This window comes from Palaeococcus sp. (in: euryarchaeotes) (genome assembly GCF_053987695.1).
The window spans coordinates 1-24,490 of record NZ_JBMXHE010000045.1; the positions used below are offsets into that span (position 1 = coordinate 1).

Here is a 24,490-nt window from a genome sequence, read left to right on the forward strand (position 1 = left end):
CTTTCGAAAAGGTTTATCAACATTCTGAGAAAAGCACTTCATAGGCGATGAAGAGCTCTAGGGTATCTGAGGGATGATGAGAGGTAGGAGCTGAGCCGTAACCTTTTGAGAATAAGTTTGGGAAAAAAGAGCAGAATCAGAGGCTCTCCAGATATTTAGCGTAAGCTTCAGCATCCATTAATTCCTTGAGCTCCTCTTCGAGATTTTCGGGTTTTATTTTTGCGATCCATGTTCCGTAGGGATCTTCGTTTATCTTCTCAGGAGCATCCTCAAGCTCCTCGTTTACCTCCACGACCTCACCGCTTACTCCAGCATAAACTTCGCTTACTGCCTTGACGCTCTCCAGCTCGCAGAGAACGTCGCCCTGTTTAAAGCTTGCTCCGACTTCGGGAAGCTCCACATAAGCCAAATCGCCAAGCTCCTTTTGAGCATAGTCCGAGATACCCTCGAGGACTGTACCATCCTCAAGGACTTCAATCCATTCATGCTCCTTCGTATAGTAGAGACCTTCCTTTACCAGATATTCCCCGACTTCGATCATAACAACCACCGATTGTTTTATGTCTGAAAAACATTTAAACCTTTCCTATCCCAGAGGGAAGTTTAAAATAGGGGAACGCCAAATATTAAGAGAGGGATTGCAGTGAAGTACAGAAGAGGGGCAAGTGCCGAGAGAGAGCTTATAAAGAGGCTTGAAGAGGAAGGATTTGCCGTTGTAAGGTCTGCAGGAAGCAAGAAAGTTGACATAGTGGCGGGAAACGGGAGAAAATACCTGTGTATAGAAGTTAAAAGCACCAAAAGTGAAAAGCTATACCTCACGGAGGAGGATATGGAAAAGCTCAAATCCTTTTCCAGAAGGTTCGGAGGAGAGGCGATAATAGCCGTTAAGTTCATAAACAATGGATGGCACTTCTTTTCTCCGGAGATTCTCCCGAAAAGCGGCAAAAACTTTAAAGTTGATTTAACCCTAGCCAAATATAAAGGGAAATCCTTCGATGAGATTGTGGGGAAGCAGAGGAGCATTTTAGAGGTGATAAAAGGTGAAGAATAAGCTCATGCTTTTGGCTCTCTTCATGTTGATAGGAGTCTTAAATATTCCCCAAGCCAGAGGAGAGCCCGTTTTAACCCTCCACCCGCAGGAACAAGTGTTTAACGCATATCCCGGTGATTCCGTGGATGTCTACTTCAACCTCACGAATTTGGGAAATGAGAGTGCAAAAAATGTTTTCGTGATAATTGATAATCTTCCTCAAGGAGCAACATACACTCAAGAGGTTATCCAGGAGCTCGCTCCAAATCAAACCCATGAAGGGCATATTCAAATAATTTTAAACAGCATCAGGGCGGGTACGTATAAATTAAAGCTAGTGGCTAAAATCAAGGATTCACCCATTATAGTGAGGGTACCACTTACGCTCAGGGTTCTGACCAAAATCGACTATTCTCTAAAAATAGATGCTCAAGAGAAGTACATATACGGAAACGATGTCTCCATATCCTGTGAAATAAGGTCAAAATCCAATGGAGTTCTTATGGGAACTGTCAAAATTGAGCTCTACAAAGGAAATGAGCTCATAAAGGCTATATCCGAGAGCACCTACATAAATCCTTACGATAAGAAGACATACACTCTAATCCTGCCCAGGCCCGACGTGGGAGGATATCTCGCGATAATGAAAACAAAGTTCAACGGTGTCGAGAAAACGGAGAGCAAGGAATTTAAGGTCTACCAGAGAAAGCTCACATACACCGCTGGATTTGAGAATGGAGTTATAACGGTTCAGGTGAAGGATGAAGAAGGAAAGGGCGTTAGCGGCATACCTGTTCAGATAAACAGCTTAAGTTTGAAGACCGATTCTTTAGGAGTGGTTCAGATTGAAGCGAAAGAACCCGGAACTTATAAAATCAAGCTCAATCTGGATGGAAGGCTCGTCGAGACCTTCGTTGAAGTTAAAAAGCTATTTTTGGACTATTCCGTGAAAAATGAGAGTCTAATTGTCTATGTAAGGGATTCCAGTGGAAAGGGCATACCAAATGTGAGCGTCTCGATAGAGGGCATAACCGGAAAGGAATACCAGATAACAGATGCTGAGGGAAAAGTTAAGGTTGACCTCACAAAGATAGGCTTTGGACTCGTGAAACTGAAGGCAGAGAGCTCCAAGTATATAGGAGATGAAAAATCAATAACCATTGAGAAGCCGGCCCCTCCCGTAACAACAACCACTACCACAACCGTAACCACAGTAACGCAGACCAATACGACCACCACCCCAATGGCAAAACCTCCAAAGAACTATGGCAATCTACCCATAATATTACTCCTATCAGCACTTCTATTTGGTGGGAGCTCCTATGTGGCATTTTTTAGACCGCTGGTATTCGAGGAGCAGCTTGATAAGTATTACTTCATAAAGGTTAAGGCTCCAAGGCTCAGAAGTCTGGAAAACTACACCATTGAGAGGATCGTGAATGCCGTCGATGTGCGGGCAACGAAAGGAAAAGCGAGGATAGAGGGGAACAGGGTTATATGGGAGGTGGAGCATCTTGAACCGGGGGAGGAAGCTTTCCTTCAGGTAATCCTTTAAATGCTCCAGCTCCCCTTTTTCTTTAAAACTTCCCTCGCCCTGTGAAGCCCCTGTATGATGCAGTCCTCCAGAGGTTTCCCCTTCACATAGAATGCGAGAAATCCTCCCGCGAACGCATCTCCCGCCCCCGTTGGATCAACAATCTCTCCTCTGTCAATCTCAAGCGCACCGAACTCCCTAAAAGAGCCATCGTAAACGAGGACTCCCCTTTCGCCCCGTGTTATAATCACGAGCTTGGCTCCCCAGGAGTGCATGATTTCGGCGGCTTCCTCAATGCTGGATGCACCCGTTATTGTCCGGGCTTCTCTCTCATTCGGGAATACCACCTCAACCCGGGATATAATCTCTCTCAAGATGGCCCTCCTGCTCCTGTACTCCTCCATGTATGTTGGATTAAAATCCAGAGCAACCCTCTTCCCCTCCAATCGTTTCACCACTTTAAGCTGCTCCTCTGGGGGTATGGGAGCTATGTGGAAAATTTTGGCCTTTAAATATTCCCGGGGAATCTCCGTTTCTCCCATCCTCTGTGCCACACCCATATCAACGGGGGCATCGACGCTGCCATCCTTATGATATATCATGTATATATGTATGGTTTTTCCTTTCAGAACATGAACCCCTCCAATGTCCAAAACACCTTCCAGTTTTTCAAGCCATTCTTTGGGGAAATCCCTACCCACCTTAGTCACCAATCCAACTTTAGCCCCGCTCAATGCTGCTGAAGTTGCAACAGCGGCAGCCGCACCTCCAGGCAAGATTATCTCTTTACGACCCGGGAATATTATGTGATCAATTGATACGTGACCAAGAACCACCAGATCCATGGACACCCCTCATTCTTTAGGTACTGCGAACATTTAAAAAGATTCTCCTCGTTCCAAAGATTTTTAAGAGGATTTAAATTCCACGAAAGGTTTAAATAATTTGATAGAGAGAGTCTCTAATGCAATGGAACGGTTTGAAACGTTCTTTTCATCGGGTTCCTAAAATAACTGAAGATCCTAACTCTAAATCGGTGATCCATATGAACATGAGGTGGAAGGTCTGGGGATTGATAATGCTGCTGATTGGGAGCATTGTTCCCATGGGATTTAGCTTTGCAGGAAGCAACACGACCCAATTAAATCAAACCGTTTTAAATATCGATAACGAAACGAGGGAGCAACTCATATCTGCAAGACTTATAAATCAGCTCGATAAAATAAGCTCCATAGTGGAAGGCTTGGAGGACAAGCTCCCCGAGAACTCAAGCATTCTCACCAGCTATGAAAAAGCCGAGAATTTTAAAGAAAAAGCCATTGAGGAATACAACGACGGCGATTACTACAGTTCCATCCTGGATAGCCTGAGCGCGATGCATTACTACAAAATTGTCCTCCAGGAGTTTAAAGAAGGCAAAGAGAAATACAATGAAGCGAGGGAGCGGATCCAGGGCCAGATTGAGAGAATGATGGGATACTTTAGGATGATTGAGAGGACTATAAAAATTGCCGAAAGTCAGGGTCTGGATGTTTCAAACATAAGCCAGACCTTCAATGAGACCAAAGACGCCTACCGGGTTGTTCTGGAGGATTTAAAAGCCAGGGACTTTGATAAGGCTAAAGAGGATCTCAAAGTGGTACAGGAGAAAAAGAAGGTTCTAGACGAAGAGTTCAGGGAGCTTAGGGAAGAGCTGGCACACCAGAATGCGGATAAAATTGTCAGGGAATTTTTGGAAAGAACCGCAAAGGGTATAGACTTTGCGAACAGGTCAATTGAGTATGCAAAGGGGAGAGGAGTTGACACAACAGGTGCGGAGGCAAGGCTCGCTGAAGTCGAAGCCATATATAATCAGGTGAACGCATTAGCCCAAGAAGAAAAGTGGGACGAGGCTTTGAATGTCATAGAGAATAACAGGGAGACGCTCACAGGGTTCATGAGAACTCTCAATGCAATACACGAGAGAATTGTCCAGGAGAGGATGAAGAGAAATTTCAGGGGCTTTATGGGGGAGATCGGAAGCAGAATGAGGAAAGACGTCCGGGCATTGAGGGAGCTCAACAAAAAGGGTGTCGATACGAGAAGGGCTGAACTCCAGCTTAGAACAGCCGCCCAGGAAATCGGAATGGGAATGAGGCTCTTGAAGGAGAAAAAACCGGAGCAGGCAAAGATGCACTTCGCCATTGCGCTGAGGCTCATGAACGAGGTTGAGGAGTTCATAGTGATGCACTCCTGAGCCTTTGGAGGTGATAGAGTGAAGAAAGCTTTAATCCTGCTGGTTTTAATCTTTATTCCTCTAGTAAGCGCCCAATATACCTACGACCTGACGCTCACGGTTTACAGGGATGGATATGTTAAGGTCGATTATCAAATTGCACCCGAAGACTTCGCCTCTCAGATAGATGTTCCTCTAATCGGGTCTCATTACGAGGATCTCTTCATAACCGATGAGAACGGCAACCCCCTTCAATATACGCTCGATAAAAATCATGCGGTCATAAATGTTGGAGGAGCTCAAATCGTTGAAATAAGCTACTACACTCCTGATTTAACAGCAAAGGAGGGGCTCGTCTGGACGCTAAGCATTGAGAGTTATGTGCCCTTCAAGGTAATTCTCCCAAATGGCTCCACTGTTGTTGATTTGAGCGATATACCTCTGGAGATTTCGGAGGGGAGCATAACAATGCCCTCTGGAAATCAGAGCGTCAGCTATTACCTTTCATCGGGTACAACGATTCAAACCGGTAGCGGCTCTTCAAATTCAAGTTCAATTTATATGCTCGGAGCCATCGGGCTCCTCATAGTAGCCGCCATCTTCATAGGAATGAAGCTCATGCGAGGTGAAAAGAAGAAACCCATAAACAGGGAAGCATTCCTAAAGAAGATGGAGCGCTTTGATTTGAATGATGATGAGAGGAGGGCTCTGCTCTACATACTTGATAAGGGAGGAAGAGCAAGCCAGGCTGAAGTTAGAAACACCCTGGGGATACCAAAGACAACCGCGTGGAGGATGTTCAACAGGCTGGAAAACTACGGCCTGGTTAAGATCGTCAAGGGGACAAAGGAAAACTGGGTCGAACTCAAGCCCTAATCCAAAATTTCTATTTTCTCTTCGCTTCCATCACTTCTGTAGGCTTTTATGCTCCATTCCTCAAAGGGGAAGCCGAGTATGAGATGAACCCCTCCGAACTTTGAAAAGAAGTTGAGGTCCGCTTTTGAGGGCAATGGAGCTCCGGGGTGGGAATGAACCGTCCCCTTTATATCGTCATCATGGGGCAGGAGGTATGTATCGAAGAAGATTGAGCTCTTCCCGAAGTGCCCCTTTGGAATTATCAGGACCTCCTCAAAAACGCCATCTCTCTCCCTCAAAAAACCTCCAAACTCATTCGGGTAAAAGTTTCTCGCCATATCAAGCAGGTACTCAAGGAGTTCCCTTCTTATTCTCATTTTTCGCGTCCTCCAGCATGTCCAATGGAGTATATAGTGTTATGCCTTCCTTTCCCCTGCACATATCCATTGCTTTTTCCAGACTCTTTAAGAAGAGCTTCCAGATTTCCTCATCCCTCTTAAACTCTTCCAGTATCCTTTTTAGATTCTCCTTCTCATGCTGTATCTCCAGGCTGTGTCTGAGCTCCTCGTAGTTGTATCCCTTTAGATCCCTTTGAATGACATATCTGGACAGTGCATGTGTTGGGAGGGGGGATATTGGAATGGAAAGGAATAAGGCAGCCTTCAGCTCCACTTCTTTATATGGGGAAATGGATTGAAGACCCCTCGCTATAACACCGTATTCCTCGGGTATGTCCGTCGTTCTCACAAACACAAGCCTTTTCATCCCCAGAAATCCCTTCTTTATTCTAAGCTGGATCTTTCCTTCCCTCTTCAGCTTTGCAATGGTCACGCCAAAAGCAGCGGCAACCGTTTCAAAGGCATCATACCTCTTCTGCCACTCGAAAAACTTGGCTCCTTTTTTAAGAGATTTGTTCTCCCTTGCAAAATCCTCCGCAAAGAGGAAGACTATTGCCGCCGGACTCACCATCTTCATCACGGATAAATATTGGGGGGAGGACATATAACTTTTGCCCAGGTTAAGGCTGAGGTTAAGTATAATAGTATTCCCCTCTCTCCTTCTGCTCCCTGTCCTTGACGCTACCCTCTTTATTGGCTCTAGGTCTTCCCGTCTCCGGATCTCTCCTGAAGGTTATGCCAACGTTGCTCAGGAAGAAGTTCATTCCCTCCCTCATGGGCATTGGTTTTGAAGCCTTACCTTCCCTTCCCGGCTTTCCATCGAATACAATCAGGCGGTCACTTATGTAGTCTATCATGAGAACATCGTGTTCGACCACGAGGGCGGTTTTCTCGTTTTTGGCCATCAAACTCCTTATGGCCTTTGAAACCGCCAGACGCTGCTCTACATCGAGGTGTGCCGAGGGCTCATCTATTAAGTAGAGATCAGCGTCCTTGAGCAGACATGCCGTTATTGCAACCCTTTGCAATTCCCCACCGCTGAGTTCATTTATTTTTCTATCGTATAGGTCAGGTATACCAAGAGGATTCAAAAGTTCCGTCTTGTAGAAGTTGCTCATTAGCTTAGAGGCATTCACCTTGCTCAAAAGCTCGAACACCGTCCCTTCATAGTCCGCCTTTATGTACTGGGGTTTGTAACTAACCTCGAGTTCCCACTCTACTTCACCTTCCGTTGGTTCCTCGACTCCTGCAAGCATCTTAACGAACGTGGTCTTACCTATTCCATTTGGACCCACAATTCCAACGACTTCTCCTATGTGGAGCTTCCCTCCATCGGCTTCAAGCCTGAATCCACCGTAATCCTTAACAAGGGCCGGATACTCCACTAAAATATCTCCACTTTGAGCTTTTCTCTCGCTCTGCTTTGTAAAGCGAATTTCATAGGGTCTGAAGCGCACGTTTTCATCGGGAAGATAGCCGTTCAAAAATATGTTGATTCCTACCCTCGTACCTTTTAGAGAGGAAAATATACCATATGCTCCCGGCTTACCATAAACAATGTGGATGTTATCGCTCAGATAGTCTAAAACCGCCAGATCGTGCTCTACAACAAGCACCGCCTTTCCCTGTTCCGCGAGCCTCCTAATTGCCCTTGCTATCTTGAGCCTCTGCCTTATGTCGAGATACGATGATGGTTCATCGAAGAAGTAAAAATCGCCTTCTCTTGCAACTGCAGCAGCTATTGCAACCCTTTGCAATTCTCCACCGCTGAGTTGCTGGATTTCCCTATCCAAAATTTCTCGGAGCTCAAAATCATCTATTATATCTTCCAAAATCCCCCTCTCATCGGCCCTTTTAAGCAGATCCCTGACCCTACCCTTTACAACTCTCGGGATCAAATCAATATACTGAGGTTTGACTATCGCCTTAATCTGCTTATTTTTGAGCTTCTCAAAGTAGTTTTGAAGCTCATTTCCCCTGAATGCCCTTATCACCTCATCCCAGCATTCATTTGACGAGCACAGGTTGGGTGTTATTTCTCCGGCTAGTATTTTAACCGCCGTGGTTTTACCCGTCCCATTGGGACCCAGAATACCCGTTATGCTTCCATTTCTCACCACTGGCAAGCGATATAGAACAAAGGCATTGGCGCCATAGCGGTGAACGCAGTCTTCCTCGAGCTGCTCTGGGAGGTTCACAATAGTTATCGCATTGAAGGGACATTTATGAACGCATATTCCACATCCTGTACATGAGGTCTCCTGAATAATAGGCTTATAATCTTCCTCATCGATTATTATAGCCTCCCCACCCATTCGATTGACGGGACAGACGCGCTCGCAAAGAAAGTGCCCACACTTATCAGGATTGCACCTATCATAGTTTATGACCGCAACTCTCATTATCCTCACCAAGAAAAGCTTAGAGTGCCCATTTTAAAATCTTGTGGAAAACACTGCCTCAAAAACTATTTAAAGTAAAAGTCACTAACTTAAGTGGATTAAAATGAGAAAAAGGACATATGTGTATTTTGCACTGCTCATCCTTTTAATCTCTGCCCTCCTCCCATCCCGGGCCACAAGCACTCCAATTGAGGGCTCCTCCGGGGTCTACACCTATTTGAGCATGTGCGTATTTTACGGTTTCCTTCTTGTGGGCATTCTGATTCTGCTGGAAATCCTCTTGATGTATAGGGATCCCTTCGATAGAAGAAAATCCGATTTTGATTGGAAAAGGACACTCGAATACATAATTATAGGTGCCGGAATAGGTGTAACGACACTATATTCTCTCCTCTCCAAGGGCAAAGATACCCCGCCGGTAGCAAACAACACGACAAATATAACCATTGGAAAAGCCCTAACAAGCGGGGGCACGGTTTCAAGCAGGATTACCGAGAACGCAACGTGGTTTGGCTACAAAGTGTCCTCGGGAAATGCACTTGGATGGCTCATAATACCCACCCTCTTCTTTGTGGCATGTATGGGGATCTGGTTCTATCCGAGGCTTAGAAGAGCACGTAGAACCTGGAAGATTGAAAGGGAACTGAAGAGCTTTGAGAGAAAAATGGAAGAGGAGAGTGGGGCTCCGGATGAAATTGTTGTGGAGAGCTACAAGAAAGCAGTTCTATGGCTCGAAGCTCTTGGAGTCCCCTATAGGGACAGCTGGACTCACTGGGAGCATGCAAAAATTGTGCAGTACAAGAAAAATGCATTTAAAGAGCTCACAGCTCTTTTTGAGAAGGCCAGATACGCCCCTTCCAAGGTAACAATGGAAGAAGCTAAAAGGGCTTATGAACTATACAAAACAATCAGGGGTGATAGGAATGAGAGTTCATAGCCTCTGGGTTATGGCGATACCTTTCCTTCTAATCGCATCATTTGCAAGCTCTTACATAGTTAGATGGGCTTCCCTTCTGGTTGCGGGGGTTATACTGCTGGCAATTTTCATCTGGGAGGTTCCCATAAGGTACAGGACCCCAAAGAGGATCAGAAAAGAAGAGAACGGAAAGACTGAATTTGAAAGAATTGTTTCAATGATAAAACTCGCCGAGAAAGGAGGGGTAGCACGAAGTCTTGTTGAAGACAGGATAATCGGAATTTACGAAATTCTTGAAGATAAAGGTTTTGATGAGATCAAGAAAAGCCCAAACAGAGCCCTACGAATTCTAAGACAATCTGACAACTTTTTAGAGGGACTTGAGAAAGCTCTCGATGTCCTTGAAAGAGAGATGGAGGAGATGAAGATATGAAGATTGAAGAAGTTTCGGAAAAAGGGACTCAAATTTTGGGGGAAGTTGGAAAAGCCATAGTTGGCAAGGATGATGTGCTAAAGCTCGTTTTGACCACAATCCTGGCGGGTGGCCACATTTTAATAGAGGATCTTCCGGGACTTGCAAAAACACTCATGGCCAAGAGCTTTGCAGGTGCGCTGGGAGTTACATTCAAAAGAGTCCAATTCACTCCGGATCTGCTCCCCTCGGATATCCTGGGAGTTAGCGTGTTTAACCAGAAGACGCTGGAGTTTGAATTTAAAAAAGGACCCATCTTCACAAATATACTGCTTGCGGATGAAGTCAACAGGGCTCCTCCAAAGACACAGAGCGCCCTTTTGGAGGCGATGCAGGAGAAACAGGTTACAATAGAGGGGAAAACCTATCCTCTAGAAGCACCGTTTATAGTTATAGCGACGCAAAACCCCATAGAGCAGGAAGGAACTTATCCCCTTCCAGAAGCACAGCTAGACCGATTTCTGGTTAGGCTAAGGATTGGGTATCCAACAAGAGAGCAGGAAATTGAGATACTCAAAAGGAGGATTTCAAGGAAGAAGGAAGAAGTTGACATAAATGCCGTTGTAAGCCCTGAGGACGTTCTCGAAATGCAGCGGAGGATTGAGGAAGTTTACCTAAGCGATGCAATTCTGGAGTACATAGTTGACATAATAAACACCACAAGGAATGACAAAAAGAGCGTGGAGATAGGAGCCTCTCCAAGAGGCAGCCTGGCATTGATGAAGCTCTCGAGGGCATATGCCGCTCTAAGCGGGAGGGATTACGTAATTCCCGATGATGTGAAAGCGGTTGCAGTTCCGGCACTAAGTCATAGGCTCATACTGAAAAGGGAGCTATGGTACATGCGGGTGAGTCAGGAGAGCGTTATAGAGAGAATTCTTGAGAAGGTTCCGGTTCCAAAGTTTGAGTGATGAGAGTTTGAGTGATGAACATGGAAGAGCCAACGACCACGGGAAAGGCTGTACTCCTCATAATCTCCCTCTGGGTAATTGTGCTATTTGCCTTCTTCTCCCTCCGCTGGGAGATGATTTATCTTGTGCTACCCATGGTGTGGCTCTTCTTCACGGCAGTAACCTTCTTCAAACCGAGCCTTGAGATAGATGTGGAGCGGGTAATACCTCACGAGCGCATTCTGGAAGGCGAGATAGTGGAGATAAAAATCAGGGTGAAATCAAAGGAGCGGATACCAAGTCTCAGACTCATAGAAGATATTCCGGAGGAGCTTGAAATAATTGAAGGAAGGGGGGAGTTTTTAATCTCTCTAACTCCGGGAGAAGAGAGGGAGCTGACTTACAAGGTAAGAATGAAGAGGGGAATTCACAAATGGGAGTGGATTAAAGCGGAGTATCAGGACCCATTCGGCTTTTTCTTTATAGAGAGAACCTTTGATGTCTTCAGTGAGATCGTCGGGGTCCCCAAAATCGAAGATGTGATAACACCCTACTCCACAAAGGGCACTAAGGTGACTGCCGGGCCGCTCCCATCACCCAGAGTTGGAGAAGGAGTTGAATTCCATGCCATTAGGGAATACCAGCCCGGGGATCCCTTTAAAATAATAAACTGGAAAGCCAGTGCCAAAATGGGTAAAATAATGAGCAATGAATATGAGAGCGAGAGAAAGGTTGATGTCGTCCTGATAATTGATGCCGCCTACAAGGGGAGGGAAATCTTTGACTACACGGTTAGAGCCGCAGCGTCCTTCATACTTGACTGTCTTAAAAACGGAACCAGCTTTGGTCTCCTGATATCCGAGGAGGTTCCGATGTGGATAAGGATAGACTATGGAAAAAGGCACTTCTTCAAATGCATAGACTTTTTGAGCCTGGCTAAGCCGGATAAGAACAACATGATAGCATACCAAGTGGAGCATATAATAAAAACGCGCTTCCCTGCCAGGGCTCAGATCCTCTATTTCTCACCATTCCTAACGGAGGAGGGCATCGATGCTCTAAAAACACTCTACCGATACGGCTATAATGTGATTGCAATATCTCCCACCCCCTACTCTATACTAGAGGCGAAGACAAGGGAGGAAGAACTCGCAAAGAAGTTGCTCATGCTCGAGAGGAAAGCCCTTTTGAGCAGGCTCTCTTCCTACGGGTTGATAATAGACTGGGATGTTGAGAAACCCCTAAATAGTGCGGTGGCAGAGGTGATAAGGTTATGAAGCCGGAAATAAAAGTTTCTCCTCTATTCTTCGCCCTCTTTCTTTTCCTGAGCTACGGAACCCCCCTCTTCAGGACAAGCCCCATAGCTCTCGTGGGGTTCTTCTCATACTTCTTCGGGCTCCTCTACTTCACGGGGGCCGTCATACTGGTGATGTACTACAAAATGGGCGGTTATTTCGGCCTCCTACTAGTTTCCACGCTCCTCCTCTTCATAGAGAGTGCAGATATGGACAGAAACAGGGCACCATGGGAGCACTATCTGGTTCTAATACTTACCATAATCATGGTATTCCCCACATACGCCCTTATAAAAAACCTGGCTCCAATAATACCACCTATGGAGGTCACCCTTATAGCTTCCTTAATACTTCTGGTGCTGTATGGGATATCAAGGATCATAGGGATGGGCAAAACTAAATAAAGGTATTCACAATATATCCGATAGGGGAGAATCATGCCGATATTTGGAGGGAAGGAGAACAACGTCTTTGAAGTCCTCGATAATCACCTGGATGCCGTTGAAAAAACCCTTACGAAATTTAAAGAGCTCGTCGAAGCCTATGTCGATGAAGAGTTCGAAAAAGCGGAGAAAAAGGTAAAGGAAGTTGAAAATTTTGAGAGGGAAGCAGATTCCCTTAGAAGGGGAATAGAGAGCATGCTCTATGCAGGAGCCTTTCTTCCCACCAACAGGGGAGATTATGCCAGGCTCGTGGAGCTCATAGACAATGTCGCCGATGCTGCTGAAAGCGCCTCTCACGTTTTGATACTTGCGAAGCCCAAGGTTCCCAAGAGTCTGAAGGATGAAATTTTAAAGACTGTAGGAGCCGCCCTGAAAACATATTTAGAGCTCAAAAAATCCGTCATTGCACTGGATGAGGATGTGGATGAGGCTTTGGAGTACGCCAAAAGCACGGAAAAGCTTGAGGAAATTTCGGATGAATGCGAACGCGATCTGCTCGGGAAGATTTTCGAAAGTGAGGAGCTGAGCACATACGCAAAGCTCATATGGAATCAGATAGTTACGAAGATAGGGGACATCTCGGATAGAGCCGAGGACGCATCTGATCAAGTCATGCTCATAGCAATAAAAAGGAGGGGTTGATATGAGGGTTTTGGTTGCTGCACCTTTGCATGAGAAGGCTATTGAGGTTTTGAAAAATGCTGGATTTGAGGTTGTTTATGAGGAGTATCCCGACGAAGAGAGGCTTTTGGAGCTGGCCAAGGATGTCGACGCTATAATTGTTAGAAGCAAGCCCAAAGTAACGCGCAAAGTCATAGAAAACGCTCCAAACCTCAAGGTTATTGGAAGGGCTGGCGTCGGCCTGGACAACATTGATTTGGACGCCGCAAAGGAAAGGAGCATTGAGGTCGTAAATTCTCCGGGAGCATCGAGCAGGAGTGTTGCCGAGCTCGCCATGGCTTTAATGTTCAACGTTACGAGAAAAATAGCTTTTGCCGACAGGAAGATGAGGGAGGGCGTTTGGGCCAAGAAGCAGTGTATGGGCTTTGAGCTTGATGGTAAAACCCTGGGAATAGTGGGCTTTGGAAGGATTGGCTACAATATCGCGAAGATAGCCAAGGCAATGGGAATGAATCTCCTGCTCTACGACCCATATCCCAACTTTGAAAGGGCAAAAGAGGTGGGAGGAAAGTTTGTTGAGCTTGAGGAACTCTTAAAGGAAAGTGATGTCGTTACGCTCCACGTCCCGCTCTTGGACAGCACATACCACTTAATCAATGAGGAAAGATTGAAGCTCATGAAGCCAACTGCCATCCTTATAAACGCCGCCCGCGGCCCCATAATTGATACGAATGCTCTCGTTAAAGCGCTCAGGGAAGGCTGGATTGCCGGCGCTGGCTTGGACGTCTTTGAAGAGGAGCCACTCCCGGCCGGACATGAGCTAACGAAGCTCGACAATGTTGTGCTTACACCGCACATTGGTGCTTCAACCGTTGAGGCCCAGATGAGGGCTGGCGTTGAGGTCGCCGAAAAGGTCGTTAAAGTTTTGAAGGGCTGATGCCCATTTCCTTATTCTTAATTTCATTAAAAAAGAGGAGTAATTACAAATGCCAGGAGCTGAAATCTCTTAATCCGAGCTTTTGGAGAGTTCGCATAACTCCCAGAGCGATTCCCTCCACCTCAATTCCCCCTTCGCCTTTGCTGGCATCTCCAACTATATGGACGTTTTCCATTGGGAAGTCCGGGTGATTCTGTCCGGACGCGACCCTATTTACCGGGTTGCTCCCCATGTAGCTCTGCACCATTAAAATTTCTCCCTCTTCCCTCAGCTCTGGAAAGAGGGTGTATAGGTCTTCAATTCCAAGCTCACGTTCCCTCTTCAAGTTCTTACTCCTAATGGCTTGGTGGGCCATTATAAGTGTGTAGCCCTCTTTTGTAAGCTCGGGTGATATCGCGGAAGGCTCATTGTAGCCGTTTATTCTCTTTGTGTCGAGAGTGAAAACAACGGTGTTTCCTATTCTAGGGCCGCCTTTTAGAGCGATGTTGTATTTTATCCCTTCCGCAGGCTTTAGAGCATCTATTTCTCTTAAAAATTCTCTATCGAAGTTGTCTCTTCCAAAAAGCTCTACAGTCTCTTTTATTCCAATGTTCGAGATTAATATATCGTAGGTAAATTCCTCCCCGTCGGATGTGATAATTTTGTTCTCATCGACCTCAACAGCCCTCTTCCTAGTAAGCACTCTTCCTCCGTTTTCCTGAACTATTCTCGCAAGTTCGCCCGTTACGGCTTTACATCCTCCTTTTATCAGCCCCGGTCCTCCCCACTTTAATGTCGCTTTTATCTCTTTTGCGAGTTCTAAAGCCGGCACTTCTTCAAGGGTTAAGCTGATTGCCCATCCAATGAAGCTCTCCAAGAAAGCAAAAACGAACTCGTTCTCTCCTATTTTATCCTCAATCCAAACTTTTGCGTTCTCATATTCATTTTTCCTGGGGAGGCGGTTTGCCTTAATCTCGGCGAGGAGTTTCATTGCCTTTGCTTTCTCCCTGAGGCTTAAACGCTTCCATCCTTCGCGGTAGTGGAAGAGCTCTCCATTATAGAAGATTTTACCCTTTGGATTCGAGTTCACTATCTCAACGTTGGCCTCTAGCATTTTCAAAAGATGGGCTAAAGGCCCATCTTCACCGTGAGGAACCATATGAAGAGCGCCTGTTGAGAGCTGAAATCCTTTGTATGAGAGATTTGTGAAGCGGCCTCCGACGTATGGGGCCTTTTCCAAAACCACAACATCGTAACCTTCTTTTGCCAGGAATGCACTTGTTAGTAGTCCGCCAAGGCCAGCGCCAACGGTCACCACTTTTTTCTTCATCTTTTCCACCAAATTAAGGGTGCATGAGGAATTTATTAAATTTGCCGAAGCCTTCTGTCTCTGGGATTTCCAAAAGGGTCTATCAAGCCCGCCCTTATGAGGGAGGAGCTTATCTTACCTCCGAGCTTGGACTTAACAATCCCTATCACAACTATATCGAGGGGCTTTAAACCCCGTTCCTCTCTGGCTTTATTGACAAGGAGGGCGCCTTTATAGGTTTCTTCACTCACCACAATTGCCTCCAGACTCTTAATTTCAGCTGTAAATCCAATGGCAGAGTGGATTTTTAGAATCCTGTAATTTGAGTAGGTGTTGACTTCCAAGAACTTTAAAAGATCGCTCAGGCGGAGCTCATAGGGGAGTATTTTCTCCGCATAGGGTTTATCCTTTGTCATCTCATCCGAAGTTAAGCCAATATAAACGTACTTTCCCACTTCAAATGCCCTTCTCAGGAGCGCCTTGTGCCCCAGATGGAGCCTGTCAAACGTCCCTCCAACAACAACTTTCCTGTATTTCATGGGCATCACTATAGTTTAGATGTAAGAACCAATAACTTTTTTTATTTTGCCCTTTACAGAATTCTGGAGGTGGGAGTGTGAAGAAGGTGTTGTTCCTAATCATTGGAATTCTCATGTTCTCAAGTTTTGCCCTTGCCTACGAGGAGCAACCCGTGTTCGATATGAATGTTTATGTGACGGTGTATCCCTCGGGAACAGCCCTATTTAAGATAAATGCAAAGCTCAAAAGCCCCGTTGAAATATACGAGCTCGAGAACACCCTTAAGACAAAGGGAGAGGCAGAAGCCAACAAGAAGTTCGAAAAGCTCTTGGAGAGTTTAATCTTCAGGAACTTCGTCAATAGCGTAAAGGAGAGATATCCCGATGCACAGATAGTGATACCCGCGGATGGACTCGTAAAAATAGGGAAAAACTGGAGCGCTGTGGTTCAGTTCAAATGGTACAACTATCTTGTTGAAAAAGATAAGAAGCTCCAATCGAGCGCCTATGGCCCCATGAGCTTCATATACCACAACAGGGTGTATTCCTACAGCTGGAAGAGCTTCTACCTCCTCCTTCCCAAGGATGCATATGTTCTGAATTTGGCCCCCATACCCGGAGAATTTGAGGAAAATACCGCAAAATGGGAAAACGGGGATTATCTGCCAATAATCGTTATTACATTTGATTCAAGCGTCTATGAGGAAGCCATGAATAAAACTGTGGCAAATAAAACAAAATTTATACCTTTTGATGAGTTCATTAAAAACACAACAAAATCCATCACGCTCACCTACGATCCATGGAGCGGCTTTGTAAAGTTCAACGCCACATTTGAGGGGGTTAACGCCACGAGCTACCATGAAACGAGGATCAGGGAAGAATTCAACAAAACCATGAAGATCGACGCCATAAATTCAAAAATCGAGGGGAACAGGGTTCTCGTGTGGGGCAGGGTAAAACCAGATGTTAAATATGACGAGAGCTTCACAAAGAAAACCTGGAACGCCACGCTTACGCTGCCTTTCAGGTTTGATAAGGTAAACATAGAAGCCCCAGGAGAGAAAAACCTCGAAATGACATATCAAAAGACGGAGGGGAAGCATATAACCGTGGTAATTGAAGAAAAGAAGGGAATCTGCGGACCCGCTTTGATACTGGGAGTTGCATTAATCCCACTGTTGATTTATAGAAAGAGGAGGTGAAGGAATGGACTTTTTCTTTTATCCCTCTTCAGCTGCGGTATTTGGCTCCTTCAAAAAAGGCGCAATAGCCTACGAGATTTTGAAGAATATACTCGAAGGTGGTTTTAAAGGTGAGATAATACCTGTGAATCCAAAGGGGGGAGAAATTGAGATTGCCGGAAAGAAGCTTAAAATTGCTGAAAAACTTGAAAGCCGGGTTGACGTTGCGATAATAGCTATCCCCGCCCGTTTTGTCCCTCCACTCATAGAGGAGATTGGGGATAAAATCAAAGGTGCAGTTGTTATAAGTGCTGGTTTTTCTGAGATCGGCAACGCTGAGCTTGAGAAGGAACTCCTTGAGAAGGCAAAGGAAAAGGGTGTTAGAATCATAGGGCCAAACTGTGCAGGGATTTTTGGAGTTCATGCAAACTTTTTTGGCTCCTTTGAGGTTCGTGTTAATAAAGGGGGTTTAGCTTTAATCTCGCAGAGCGGCGCCTTCGGTGGTGCGGCCCTCGCCATGGGTAATGAGGAGGGAATAGGTTTCTCGGCCTTTGTATCCTACGGGAATGCCGCGGATTTAACAGAAAGCGACTTTTTGAGGTATTTTGCAGATGATGAAAACACGAAGGCAATTGCCCTCTACATTGAAGGGGTAAGGGATGGAAGAGAGTTTGTGAATGCCCTAAGGTATGCTGCCCAGAAAAAGCCCGTTATAGTCCTGAAAGCGGGTAAAAGTCAGAGCGGTGCAAAGGCGGCACAGAGCCACACGGGAAGTCTGGCCGGGGCATACGAGATTTACAAAGCCGCTTTCAGGCAGTTTGGAGCCATTGAAGTGGAGGAGATGGAAGAGCTCTTTGACGCTGCAAAGGCCTTTGAGATGTATGGAAGTGCGGGGAGGAGAATTGCGGTGATAACAAACTCGGGAGGTCCCGGAGTTCTTGCAACGGATAAACTCGAGAAGCTGGGCCTGGAAATTGCAAGGCTGGGTGAAGACACCGCCGCCAGACTTGAGGAGTTCCTTCCACCCCAGTGCTCCATAAAAAATCCCATCGATTTGATAGCCGACGCCGATTATGAGCGCTACAGGAAAACCATCGAAATCGTATGCGGGGACGGAAATGTGGATGCCCTCCTCGTAATATGCGTTCCCCCCATATTCCTTCCAAGCGAGGAAATTGCAAAGGCCATACTGGATGCTGGATGTAGAAAGCCCGTAATCGTTAACTTCATGGCGGGAGAGCTCGTCAAAGAGGGTGTTAAGCTCCTCGCAGAGCACGGCATAAAGAACTTTCCAACGCCTGAGAGAGCAGCAAAGGCATTGATGTGGCTGTACCAGAGAGGCTGTGATGGGGAAAATAAAAATTAAAATTGAAGTTAAAAATTAGAGACCTTCCCTATATTTGAAGAGCTCGCTCACACTTACGAGCGGAATGAGGGTGTAGCCCTTCCCTGCGAGGGTATCTTTAGCGCCCTCCTCTCTATCCACAACCACGAATATTCCCTTTACGTGCGCCCCGGCATCTTCGAGAACCTTTGCAGCCCTTAGAACGCTCCCTCCGGTTGTCGTGACATCTTCCACGAGGAGAATCCTATCGCCGGGAACGACTTCCCCTTCTATCTGCTTCCCTGTTCCGTGCTCCTTCTTCTTCTTGCGAACTATAAGGAGGGGTTTATTGCTTTCAAGGGCGAGTGCCGTTGCTATGGGGACGGCACCGAGCTCCGGTCCTGCAACTTTGTCAAATGCTATTCCCATTTTATCCGCTTCCTCTTTCATGAGCCCTGCGATAAGCTTTAGAGCCTTTGGGTTTGTTATGAGCTTCTTAATGTCTATGTAGTAATCGCTCTCCCTTCCGGATGTCAGAACGAAGTGCCCGAATCTTATGCATCCCTCATCAAATATCATCTTAACGAGCGCTTCCTTCATATCCATCACCTAATACTGCTCCCTCATCGTTCTTATTGCCGGATCATGAATTAAGGTGGATGTGATGCTATCAATCATCTTGTAAAACTCCTCCTTGCCCTTCTCAAGGGGCATGTTTTCAATCCCGAGGAGAGTGCACTCCCTCCCGAGCAGCCATTTTCCGAGGATTATCTTCTCCCGCCCATCCCGAAACGCGTCTATCCTTATTATTCCGTAGGGAATATCCGCGGTCCACCAGTTTGCCTTAAATTCCACCTTCCATCCAAGCCCTTCAATAAGCTCCACGAACCGTGCCATGGTCTCCGTCGGCCCATAGGGGGTCTTAAACGTAATCACCGTAAAGAGTTCATCACCTTTGAGGTACTCCTCAACTTCATCTCCAAACTCCAACTTCAACTTCATAATCCCACCTCCGATGTCGATGTTATTGAACCCATCAAAAAGCTCAAAACCGCCAGCAGTATGGCAATCTTAAGCTTTTTCTGGGACTTTCCGGCAGTTGATGGCGATGGATCCTTCAAAATGTCCCACATCGCCTTAAGAAGTATTAAGTCCACAAGCAGAATCGGCACATAACCCATACCTATCCCAACCATTAGGGGGAGAAACGAGGAAATTACGGTAAGAAGCGTGAAGAACGCCGCAATGTATGCCGCATTTCTATGCCCCAGAATTATGGGGAGGGTTCTGGCACCCTTAGCCTTATCCCCTTCTATGTCCTCCATATCCTTCATTACTTCCCTTGCAACATTCACCAAGAAAGCGCTGAGCGCGAGGTAACCCGAAAAGCCGATTTTCTCGACCGCGAGAGCACCGTATATTGGGGTGATCCCCGTTAAAAATGCCACGACTATGTTTCCTATGAAGGGCAGGGGCTTGAGCTTCCAAGCATACAGTACCATCAAAGCGTAGGCCATGGAGGCAACGAAAAAAGCATATCGGTTTATAGTGTAGGCAAGAAGCAAACCCACCAAAAACAGGAAAAATGCATAAATTAAAGCCGCTTCTCTTGTCATAGCACCCCGGGGAAGGGGTCTTGTCGGGCGATTTATTTTATCAATCTCATAGTCAAAGTAATCATTTATCGTGTTTCCGCCCGAACATCCCAGTGAGACTACCAAAAACGTCAGGAGGGCTTTAATCCATGGGGGATACGTTCCAATAGCCACCATGGAACCCAGTACTCCGACTATTCCCGCCAGAATACAATTATGCGGTCTGGTTATCTCTATGAAAGGCTTGAGCTGCATTAGGTACCCCTAACCAAATTAAAGGGAGGGGATTAAAAAAGTTTGGGTCACTATTCAATGAGCTGGTAGTACCCCACCTCTGGCTCGAATATTTCGCCCTCGGCCAGGAGCTCATGGAGGGCATCCTCAACGCTCTCCTCATCGAACTGCAACTTTTTGACTATGTATTTCCGGGATACTGGAGTCCCTTTCTTCCTGCCCAGAAGCTCAAGAACAGCCTTTTTAACCTCTTCAAGTTCTTTGCTTGGTTCTTCAATTTCTTCGAGCTCTTCAATTGGCTCTTCAAGCGCCTCTGCACTCTGCTCCTCTATCATAATCGCATAGAGTTCATCTATCGTCTGGAGAAGCTCTTCGCTCACTCCCTTGTTCTTTGCAATGACCTTGGCCTTGGCTGTTATCCCATAGGTATTGTATATATCGAGTGCCGCCTTGGCTCTCTTTACGTGCTCCACCTTGTCTCTGAGAGTTTCATAGCGGTGGAGTATCCATGCATTCGGGGAAACCTTGTAGACTCCTTCCACCAAAATCTGCTTGTCTCCCCTCCATTCCGCAACTTTACCGATGAGCTGCACCAAATCTCCCTTCTCAACGAGCTTCACGAACTTTGTATCATCCCTAAATGCGAGAACCCAGATAACCCCGGTGCCATCATCTATCTGGAACTTCCCATAAGTCTCATCCTCGGATATCGCGGGTTCTCTGACTACCGTTCCCACCACCTTAACCCTATAAATCTTGCGTGCATCCTTCGTGATAAGGTAATTCGGCTCAAAATCCCCTTCACTCTTTATGTAATAGCCATCTAGAATGTCCTTAATATGAACCCTTGTAGCGGGCAATCTTTTTCTCATTCAGACCACCACTCCAAAGCATTTTCCAATCCGGGCATAATCTTTTTCTCAAGCTCCTGTATTTCCTCCAGATATTCGAGTTCGGCATCGCTGAAATCCTGAACAACCTCTGCGTATATGTGCATCTCCTCATTCCTTATTATTCTGCCTATAACCCGCACCATCTGCCCTATTTTTGGAAGAACATTTTCTTCGCTCTCTATTATTGCGATGCCCGTCCCATCATCTATCGTGAACATGTAATCAAGCTTGTCAACCTTTATCACTCTGCCAATGAGAGCCACCCTCGTATCCTCCTCCCGAATCTCACCGATCTTACGTTCAAGGGCGGGTTTCCTGCGCCTGATCTGGGGTTGAAGCTCTTCCATATCACATTACCTCCTTAAATACTCTCCTAATCCTCTCAATCTCCCTTAGATAATCCACTTCATCCCATGAGGAAGCCTTCAAGAGGGTTCCCATGAATCTATCCTCATATACATTTCCCCTCACAATGATCTCCTTGCCGATGAGGGAGTAGAATTCCTCCTCCGCAAGCTTCTTACCTGCTTCTCTAACCGTTAATCCGGAGTTCACAAGTTCGTTTACCTTCTCTTTGATTGCGGTTGCATCGGCGCCCAGAAGCTCAGTAGCATTATCCCCAAAGAGAGTAGCCCTTATATAACCCGTTCCATCATCCAGTCCAAAGTCCAATATTACCATCGTCATGGGCTCCACTTCCCCATGTTCGGGACATATCCATATTCCTGAAGACTCATCATAATCTACTTTTCTCCTGCACTGGGGGCATGCATCGTAGACGGCTATACGGTAGAGCTTTGCTATCGTGCCCCTAACCTCAACGAATTTATCTCCATCCATGAGCTCCCCTATGGGCTTCCTCGTGTAGGAATAGCGTCTCACCTTCTGGAGCTCGGGAATTTCCTTAACCCTGGGATCTTCGGGGTTTACAATTATTCTGCTCCTGAAGTTAACGTGGAGCTCCATTCCAGTCATGCCCTCCCTAACCATGGCATCTATGACCTTTATAACATCTCCAACCTGAATTCCAATGTATTTATCAACCTGAGAATCCCAGATAACAACCCTCGCATTTCCAGTATTATCGTAAATAACCAGATTCATAACTTTTCCCTGGCTACCATCCCTCTTCGTGTATGTTCGCGGAGGGAACTTTTTCATAACCCTTCCAACTATGTTTACCTCCCTCATTCCGGGCACCAAATCTTCTATATGCATTAGGGGAGCACCCTCCTCAATCCCAATCCCCAGCTCTTTCGCCAGTAAAAATGCCGCAGCATGTTCGGAAATACCATCTCTCTCCATTATCTTTCTAATCTCAGCCTCTATCTCCTTAACGCTGAGGCCTTTTTGTTTTTTAATGAGCTCAACAATCTGCTCCTTAGTTAATACACTCATAACCACTCACCTAAATAGTAATCCAGTCTTGGAGTATTTAAATTTTTGGCATTACGATGCTTCTGTTGTCAGGAAAAAGGGTTTGGTTTGCGAGAGTTGGCAATTGGGTGTTTTGGTGCCCCAATCAGATTAACGTACGGGGGTCGGAACATACTGCAACAGCACATTCACCTATAAAAAAGAATAGAAAGAGTTCCTCAAACCCCATCTCCTTTTCTATCGTTCTGCTTGCCTTTTTCAATCTTTTCTATCAAATCCGCATACTCTGAATGTATGACCTTTTTGAAGGCTTCCTTGATTAAAACGGGATCATTCTCTGGAAATCCATAAAGCTCCGCAAATTTTGGAGTGGTTCCCAGAATTTTAGTCCTCTCATAGGGCTCCGCATATATCAAGCCCATGCTGAGGAGATGCTTAACGTGCTCGTAAGCCTGACTTCCTCTAAGCTTTACGAGTTTACTCTGCTCTATAGGCTGTAAATATGCTATTAAAGCCAGTGTTTTTAATTCTCCGGTTCTAAGATCGGGACGCGGCATCAAATGAAGTACTCTCTGAGAATATTCCTGCTTTAGCTGGAGCACATACTTATCCCCAAGAACCCTTACAATTTCTATTGCACTCTTTCTCTCCGCATATTCTGCAGCTAAAAGCTCGATAAGTTTTTCCAGATAATCGTGGGATTTTATTCCCAGAGCTTTAGAAAGCTCTCTGACGCTCAAAGGTCTCCCGGCAACAAAAAGAGCAGCTTCAACAAGAGCCTTGTCTTCTATTAGTCCCACTACCACTCACCACTAAGAGATTAGGGAAGTGGAGGTTATTAAGCTTGCCCTTGCAGACCGCAAAGTTTATAAAGCGACCACCCATGAGTATGTATCGGCACAGCGGTCACAGCGGCGGGGATACACCCGGACTCGTTTCGACCCCGGAAGTTAAGCCCGCCAGCGATCCCGGTTGTACTGCCTTCCGAGAGGGGGCGGGAAGCCGAGGACGCTGCTGGCCATTAAAGCGCCCGGGTAGTGTAGCCCGGCCTATCATGCGGGACTGTCACTCCCGCGACTCGGGTTCAAATCCCGACCCGGGCGCCACAACTTCTCGGGAATTTTAACAAGACAATTGTTTTTGGGGAGAGCTTTTCGGGTGAAAAGGAGAAAGGAGATTTGCCAGAATTACTCGGTTAAGGAAAAGATAAAGCACCATAAACTTTATAAGCGCTTTTTGGATTTACCACTATCGAGGGCCGGTAGCTCAGCCTGGTTAGAGCACCGGGCTTTTAACCCGGTGGTCTCGGGTTCGAATCCCGACCGGCCCGCCATTGGGTACAGCCCCGTGGTGTAGCGGCCAAGCATAGGGGACTCTGGATCCCTTGACCGGGGTTCGAATCCCCGCGGGGCTACCACATGTTATCCTTCCTTTTCTGGGCTGAAAATTCAACTAAGAAAATTTTATAAATGTAAAAGTCAAGGAAAGCATGTTTGATGGAGGAGAGGTGGAGAAGATGAACCTGGATTTTATGTTCTATCCCAAAAGTGTGGCTGTTATCGGAGCTTCAAACAAGGAGGGCAAGATAGGGAATGCGATAATGAAGAACCTCGTAAATTATGGATTCAAAGGTGAGATCTATCCAATAAACGTTAAGGAAAAAGAAGTTCTTGGTATTAAGGCTTACAGGAGCATTCTTGATGTTCCTGGTGAGGTCGATGTGGCGGTTATTGCTGTTCCTGCGCGGTTTGTTCCAGATGTTATTGACCAATGTGGTCAAAAAGGAGTCAAAGGTGCAGTTGTCATAAGTGCGGGCTTTAAAGAAGCTGGAAAAGCAGATTTGGAAGAAGAATTGGTAAGGAGAGCAAGAAAATGGGGTATAAGGCTCGTTGGTCCGAACTGCCTTGGAATAACGAACATTGAAATTACATTTGACGTCACGTTTAATCCTCCGGAGAGGCAGGCTAGGCCTGAGTTTGGTGGGATTGCTTTTATGAGTCAGAGTGGTGCTTTTGGAGCGGCTATTCTTGATTGGGCTGCGAGGCATGAGGTTGGGATGAGTAAGTTCA

Annotated in this window: 28 protein-coding genes, 3 tRNA genes and 1 rRNA gene; 18 read left to right on the forward strand and 14 right to left on the reverse strand. The window is 46.1% G+C overall.

From position 1 onward, the window contains the following. Window positions 1–136 precede the first annotated feature (136 nt). A complete protein-coding gene (gene gcvH / locus ACXJGZ_RS03300) occupies window positions 137–541 on the reverse strand; it encodes a glycine cleavage system protein GcvH (protein WP_456321705.1) in 405 nt (134 codons plus the stop codon). Window positions 542–643: 102 nt separating this feature from the next. On the opposite strand from gcvH, the gene hjc reads away from it, so the two are divergent. Next, window positions 644–1,051, forward strand: coding sequence for a Holliday junction resolvase Hjc (gene hjc / locus ACXJGZ_RS03305; protein WP_456321696.1), 408 nt, complete (start codon window positions 644–646; stop codon window positions 1,049–1,051). Further along, the gene (locus ACXJGZ_RS03310; protein ID WP_456398301.1) at window positions 1,041–2,585 is read left to right on the forward strand and encodes a hypothetical protein; all 1,545 of its coding nucleotides are present in this window, start codon (window positions 1,041–1,043) and stop codon (window positions 2,583–2,585) included. The genes hjc and ACXJGZ_RS03310 overlap by 11 nt, the downstream gene beginning before the upstream one ends. Here the strand turns inward: ACXJGZ_RS03310 and ACXJGZ_RS03315 are convergent. Then, entirely contained in the window at window positions 2,582–3,409 is an 828-nt protein-coding gene (locus ACXJGZ_RS03315; RefSeq protein ID WP_456398302.1) for a carbohydrate kinase family protein, read from the reverse strand. The two genes, ACXJGZ_RS03310 and ACXJGZ_RS03315, sit on opposite strands and share 4 nt — an antisense overlap. Before the next feature lie 200 nt (window positions 3,410–3,609). Here ACXJGZ_RS03315 and ACXJGZ_RS03320 point away from each other — a divergent pair, with 200 nt between their 5' ends. Both ACXJGZ_RS03320 and ACXJGZ_RS03325 read left to right on the forward strand, forming a co-directional pair. Next, window positions 3,610–4,800 (forward strand): hypothetical protein, encoded by a 1,191-nt coding sequence (locus tag ACXJGZ_RS03320; RefSeq protein WP_456398303.1) that lies wholly within the window; start codon window positions 3,610–3,612, stop codon window positions 4,798–4,800. A gap of 18 nt (window positions 4,801–4,818) precedes the next feature. Then, entirely contained in the window at window positions 4,819–5,655 is an 837-nt protein-coding gene (locus ACXJGZ_RS03325; RefSeq protein ID WP_456326447.1) for a helix-turn-helix transcriptional regulator, read from the forward strand. Here ACXJGZ_RS03325 and ACXJGZ_RS03330 read toward each other — a convergent pair. Genes ACXJGZ_RS03330 through ACXJGZ_RS03340 form a run of 3 tightly spaced genes read right to left on the reverse strand, consistent with a single transcriptional unit; the run spans window position 5,652 to window position 8,434 of the window. Beyond that, the gene (locus ACXJGZ_RS03330; RefSeq protein ID WP_293256419.1) at window positions 5,652–6,011 is read right to left on the reverse strand and encodes a Mov34/MPN/PAD-1 family protein; all 360 of its coding nucleotides are present in this window, start codon (window positions 6,009–6,011) and stop codon (window positions 5,652–5,654) included. The two genes, ACXJGZ_RS03325 and ACXJGZ_RS03330, sit on opposite strands and share 4 nt — an antisense overlap. Then, entirely contained in the window at window positions 5,986–6,609 is a 624-nt protein-coding gene (locus ACXJGZ_RS03335; RefSeq protein ID WP_456326446.1) for a hypothetical protein, read from the reverse strand. Before ACXJGZ_RS03335 ends, ACXJGZ_RS03330 begins: the two co-directional genes overlap by 26 nt. A 55-nt stretch (window positions 6,610–6,664) precedes the next feature. Then, window positions 6,665–8,434, reverse strand: a complete 1,770-nt coding sequence (locus ACXJGZ_RS03340) for a ribosome biogenesis/translation initiation ATPase RLI (RefSeq protein ID WP_456321706.1) — start codon at window positions 8,432–8,434, stop codon at window positions 6,665–6,667. A gap of 103 nt (window positions 8,435–8,537) precedes the next feature. Here ACXJGZ_RS03340 and ACXJGZ_RS03345 point away from each other — a divergent pair, with 103 nt between their 5' ends. From ACXJGZ_RS03345 to ACXJGZ_RS03375, 7 genes are read left to right on the forward strand one after another with little or no spacing between them, the layout of a single operon-like run. Then, window positions 8,538–9,371 (forward strand): DUF4129 domain-containing protein, encoded by an 834-nt coding sequence (locus ACXJGZ_RS03345; RefSeq protein WP_456398304.1) that lies wholly within the window; start codon window positions 8,538–8,540, stop codon window positions 9,369–9,371. Next, window positions 9,358–9,783, forward strand: a complete 426-nt coding sequence (locus ACXJGZ_RS03350; RefSeq protein ID WP_293254436.1) for a hypothetical protein — start codon at window positions 9,358–9,360, stop codon at window positions 9,781–9,783. The genes ACXJGZ_RS03345 and ACXJGZ_RS03350 overlap by 14 nt, the downstream gene beginning before the upstream one ends. Further along, complete coding sequence (locus tag ACXJGZ_RS03355) at window positions 9,780–10,733, forward strand: AAA family ATPase (protein WP_293254439.1); 954 nt, start codon at window positions 9,780–9,782, stop codon at window positions 10,731–10,733. The genes ACXJGZ_RS03350 and ACXJGZ_RS03355 overlap by 4 nt, the downstream gene beginning before the upstream one ends. A 20-nt stretch (window positions 10,734–10,753) precedes the next feature. Next, window positions 10,754–11,989, forward strand: a complete 1,236-nt coding sequence (locus ACXJGZ_RS03360) for a DUF58 domain-containing protein (protein WP_456398308.1) — start codon at window positions 10,754–10,756, stop codon at window positions 11,987–11,989. Continuing rightward, window positions 11,986–12,411, forward strand: a complete 426-nt coding sequence (locus tag ACXJGZ_RS03365; RefSeq protein WP_293254445.1) for a hypothetical protein — start codon at window positions 11,986–11,988, stop codon at window positions 12,409–12,411. Before ACXJGZ_RS03360 ends, ACXJGZ_RS03365 begins: the two co-directional genes overlap by 4 nt. 33 nt (window positions 12,412–12,444) lie before the next feature. Next, entirely contained in the window at window positions 12,445–13,092 is a 648-nt protein-coding gene (locus ACXJGZ_RS03370; protein ID WP_456321703.1) for a TIGR00153 family protein, read from the forward strand. Between the two features lies 1 nt (window position 13,093). Beyond that, entirely contained in the window at window positions 13,094–14,008 is a 915-nt protein-coding gene (locus tag ACXJGZ_RS03375) for a D-2-hydroxyacid dehydrogenase (protein ID WP_456326443.1), read from the forward strand. 43 nt (window positions 14,009–14,051) lie between these two features. Here the strand turns inward: ACXJGZ_RS03375 and ACXJGZ_RS03380 are convergent, their stop codons facing one another. Together ACXJGZ_RS03380 and coaD are read right to left on the reverse strand one after the other, a co-directional pair. Beyond that, complete coding sequence (locus tag ACXJGZ_RS03380) at window positions 14,052–15,317, reverse strand: phytoene desaturase family protein (RefSeq protein ID WP_456398305.1); 1,266 nt, start codon at window positions 15,315–15,317, stop codon at window positions 14,052–14,054. A gap of 35 nt (window positions 15,318–15,352) precedes the next feature. After that, window positions 15,353–15,841 carry a phosphopantetheine adenylyltransferase gene (coaD, locus tag ACXJGZ_RS03385; protein ID WP_456322046.1) on the reverse strand — a complete coding sequence of 163 codons (489 nt, stop codon included), beginning with the start codon at window positions 15,839–15,841 and terminating at the stop codon, window positions 15,353–15,355. A 71-nt stretch (window positions 15,842–15,912) separates the two neighbouring features. On the opposite strand from coaD, the gene ACXJGZ_RS03390 reads away from it, so the two are divergent. Beyond that, a complete protein-coding gene (locus ACXJGZ_RS03390) occupies window positions 15,913–17,019 on the forward strand; it encodes a CGP-CTERM sorting domain-containing protein (protein ID WP_456398306.1) in 1,107 nt (368 codons plus the stop codon). A gap of 4 nt (window positions 17,020–17,023) precedes the next feature. Beyond that, complete coding sequence (locus ACXJGZ_RS03395; protein ID WP_456398307.1) at window positions 17,024–18,364, forward strand: acetate--CoA ligase family protein; 1,341 nt, start codon at window positions 17,024–17,026, stop codon at window positions 18,362–18,364. Window positions 18,365–18,379: 15 nt separating this feature from the next. Here the strand turns inward: ACXJGZ_RS03395 and pyrE are convergent, their stop codons facing one another. The 7 genes from pyrE to scpB form a co-directional block, all read right to left on the reverse strand. After that, on the reverse strand, window positions 18,380–18,922 hold the full coding sequence (gene pyrE, locus ACXJGZ_RS03400; protein ID WP_293253147.1) for an orotate phosphoribosyltransferase: 543 nt from the start codon (window positions 18,920–18,922) through the stop codon (window positions 18,380–18,382). Window positions 18,923–18,931: 9 nt separating this feature from the next. Then, complete coding sequence (locus ACXJGZ_RS03405) at window positions 18,932–19,312, reverse strand: ribonucleoside-triphosphate reductase (protein WP_456322052.1); 381 nt, start codon at window positions 19,310–19,312, stop codon at window positions 18,932–18,934. Between the two features lie 8 nt (window positions 19,313–19,320). After that, window positions 19,321–20,172 (reverse strand): geranylgeranylglycerol-phosphate geranylgeranyltransferase, encoded by an 852-nt coding sequence (locus ACXJGZ_RS03410; protein WP_293253126.1) that lies wholly within the window; start codon window positions 20,170–20,172, stop codon window positions 19,321–19,323. Window positions 20,173–20,222: 50 nt separating this feature from the next. Beyond that, on the reverse strand, window positions 20,223–21,023 hold the full coding sequence (locus ACXJGZ_RS03415; protein ID WP_456326439.1) for an OB-fold nucleic acid binding domain-containing protein: 801 nt from the start codon (window positions 21,021–21,023) through the stop codon (window positions 20,223–20,225). Further along, window positions 21,020–21,391, reverse strand: a complete 372-nt coding sequence (locus ACXJGZ_RS03420; RefSeq protein WP_293253122.1) for a replication protein RepA — start codon at window positions 21,389–21,391, stop codon at window positions 21,020–21,022. The genes ACXJGZ_RS03415 and ACXJGZ_RS03420 overlap by 4 nt, the downstream gene beginning before the upstream one ends. 1 nt (window position 21,392) lies before the next feature. Beyond that, complete coding sequence (locus ACXJGZ_RS03425) at window positions 21,393–22,442, reverse strand: OB-fold nucleic acid binding domain-containing protein (RefSeq protein WP_293253120.1); 1,050 nt, start codon at window positions 22,440–22,442, stop codon at window positions 21,393–21,395. 197 nt (window positions 22,443–22,639) lie between these two features. After that, window positions 22,640–23,221 carry an SMC-Scp complex subunit ScpB gene (gene scpB, locus ACXJGZ_RS03430; RefSeq protein ID WP_456326437.1) on the reverse strand — a complete coding sequence of 194 codons (582 nt, stop codon included), beginning with the start codon at window positions 23,219–23,221 and terminating at the stop codon, window positions 22,640–22,642. A gap of 98 nt (window positions 23,222–23,319) precedes the next feature. Between scpB and rrf the strand changes: the two genes are divergently transcribed. The 5 genes from rrf to ACXJGZ_RS03455 form a co-directional block, all read left to right on the forward strand. Beyond that, a 5S ribosomal RNA gene (gene rrf, locus ACXJGZ_RS03435) occupies window positions 23,320–23,441 on the forward strand. A gap of 8 nt (window positions 23,442–23,449) precedes the next feature. After that, window positions 23,450–23,527, forward strand: a tRNA-Asp gene (locus ACXJGZ_RS03440). A 149-nt stretch (window positions 23,528–23,676) separates the two neighbouring features. Continuing rightward, a tRNA-Lys gene (locus ACXJGZ_RS03445) sits at window positions 23,677–23,754 on the forward strand. 8 nt (window positions 23,755–23,762) lie between these two features. After that, a tRNA-Gln gene (locus ACXJGZ_RS03450) sits at window positions 23,763–23,838 on the forward strand. A gap of 99 nt (window positions 23,839–23,937) precedes the next feature. Next, the coding region (locus tag ACXJGZ_RS03455) for a CoA-binding protein (protein ID WP_456398309.1) at window positions 23,938–24,490 on the forward strand (553 nt) is incomplete at its 3' end.